This window comes from Catellatospora sp. NPDC049609, assembly GCF_040675365.1.
GTDB lineage: Bacteria > Actinomycetota > Actinomycetes > Mycobacteriales > Micromonosporaceae > Catellatospora.
In genome coordinates this window covers 1-2,190 of the sequence record NZ_JBFAOU010000411.1, presented here as the reverse complement: position 1 = coordinate 2,190, position 2,190 = coordinate 1, and the positions used below count along the sequence as shown (strand labels likewise).

Below are 2,190 nucleotides of genomic sequence, written 5' to 3'. Positions count from 1 at the left end.
CCAACCCCCCGCAGGTCCCCGACTACGAAACCCCACCCGCACCCAACCTCGACAACCCCAACGACCCCTACCAGGCCATCCTCGACCACGCCGACCAGGTCGAAGCCAGAGGACCACTGACCAATGGAGGGCATCACCTCAACTGGGACACCCACCCCGAATGGTACGTCGACCCCTACACCCAAGAGATGACCTACGGCACAAGCGGTGACTACTTCGACACCCTCAAGAGCATGGCCATACTCGAAGCAGCCCAGGCATTCGCCACCGGCGGAGCCACCGCAGGCATCCGCGTCCCCGGCAGGGGTAAGGGGGGAGGCACTCGAGGGAAGCCCGCTAATTTGCCGGATGATAGAAGTGAAGGTTCGCTGCGAGTGGGCAATAAAGTTTCTTTTCTCAGGGAGACAGACGACAAAGATGTTGCTTACTGGGTGCACGCCGCGAAGGAGGAAGGATATCGGAAGGTTCATGTTGCAAGCGGACTTCACGGTAAAGAAAACGGGGTAATGACGCCGAATGCCAGAGCCCTCGCGGAGGACCGTGGGCTGGCCAAGGCTTTCGCCGGTGAGCTAGATATTGAAGTCTACGATATGAGGCAGCCTGGAGAAAGGCAGCGCTACGAGGCCAACCGCAAGGGCGACCGAGGGGATGAGTTCTTCATCGATGCGTGGTGCAATAGCTCGGTCTGCCTCTGGGAACCATCGGGAGGACACTTGTCGGGCCGGTGACCGACTAAATGAATCGACCGCATAGGCTCTCCGACCTGGCTCGCTCAGGGGATAGGGTGCGAGGAGCCGGGTCTGGTTCCCCACGCCTTCCGTTGTAGGCTAGCGTTCAGACGCTTGCGCCTGGGGGCACCTCCCATTAGGTGGGGAGGTGCCCCCGGAGGAGAAGGCGCGTCCGCTTGCTCTATTCCGTTTATGGGCGGTCGACCCCCAAGGCTGTTGGCAGCTCGCATTCGGTGCGGAACCGCTAGCCTCGGAAACGAGGCGACTACCGTACGTATTCTGCTGTGCGTATGCCAAGAGATTCGGTCGTCGAAAAATATGGCCATTCGTGTCCAATTACGTAGTGCTTTCGCTCGGGTAAGTGCAGACGACATCACTCTTAGTCTTTCCCTTTAAAGCGCGTTTCAGCAGTTCAGGGGCTTGACGGTCGCCTTCTTCGGGGCCGGATATCGGACGGCAGGTGTCGATGTCCGGCCCTTTGGCCTGCCTGGGCCGGGTCGGCAGTGTTTAGAACTCCTAACGTAATGACCGCAGACGGCGCCAGCAGATGATGGCGCAGGCCAGGGTCATGAACGCCTCGTGTATGTCGTCTCGGATCTCCCACCGGGTACGCAGGCGGCGGAACCAGTGCAGCAGGGCGATGGTCTGTTCGGCGACGTAGCGCTGTGCGCCCAGGCCCGAGCCGTGGCCGGTGCCACGGCGGCCGATGACCGGTTTGATCCCCCGAGCCCGCAGCAGGCGCCGGTACTTGTCGTGGTCGTAGCCGCGGTCAGCCAGCAGCCGCCCGGGACGGTTACGCGGCCGGCCTACCAAGCCCCGGATCTTCGGGATCTTGCCGACCAGCGGCAGCAGTTGGGTGACGTCGTTGCGGCTGCCGCCGGTCAGGCTCACGGCCAGGGGGATGCCGCGGGCGTCGGTGACGACGTGGTGCTTCGAGCCCGACCGGCCGCGGTCGACCGGGCTCGGACCCGTTTTGGGCGCACGTGCAAACTGTCGATCACCGCCCGGGACAGGTCCAGGGCGTCCGCGCCGCGCAACTCCGCCAGCAGCAGCTCGTGCAGCCGCTGCCACACCCCCGCCTCGTTCCAGTCCCGCAGCCTGCGCCAGCACGTCATCCCGGACCCGAACCCGAGCTCACGCGGCAGGAACTCCCACGGGATCGCCGTGTACAGCACGAACAGGATCCCGCAGAACACCCGACGATCGTCGAGCGGCCGACGACCTGGGAACCTGCTGCGCCTGGGTCTCTGCGGCAGCAGCGGCGCGATCCGCCCCACAGCTCATCAGACACGATCCACGGCGGCTGCTCACCCTTGCGCACGCCCCATCGTGGCCATCACATCGAACTGTGTACAGACCTCATTGTGTAACGATCTTGTGCGCAATAGTTGAGGTCGCGTGATGGGCCGCTCCGGGGCGTTTCACCAGGTGATGGTGCGGTCGGAGACCAGGGCGGCGACGG

The 2,190-nt window shown here is 63.7% G+C and carries 1 protein-coding gene and 1 pseudogene; one reads left to right on the top strand and one right to left on the bottom strand.

Going from position 1 to position 2,190, the window contains the following annotated elements; translation table 11 throughout:
- Window positions 1–728 (top strand): hypothetical protein (locus tag AB0J67_RS40720; RefSeq protein ID WP_363491117.1); only part of this gene is annotated, 728 nt, incomplete at its 5' end.
- 516 nt (window positions 729–1,244) lie between these two features.
- On the opposite strand, the pseudogene AB0J67_RS40715 reads toward AB0J67_RS40720, so the two are convergent.
- Window positions 1,245–2,022: pseudogene (locus AB0J67_RS40715) on the bottom strand (IS5 family transposase).
- Window positions 2,023–2,190: the final 168 nt, after the last annotated feature.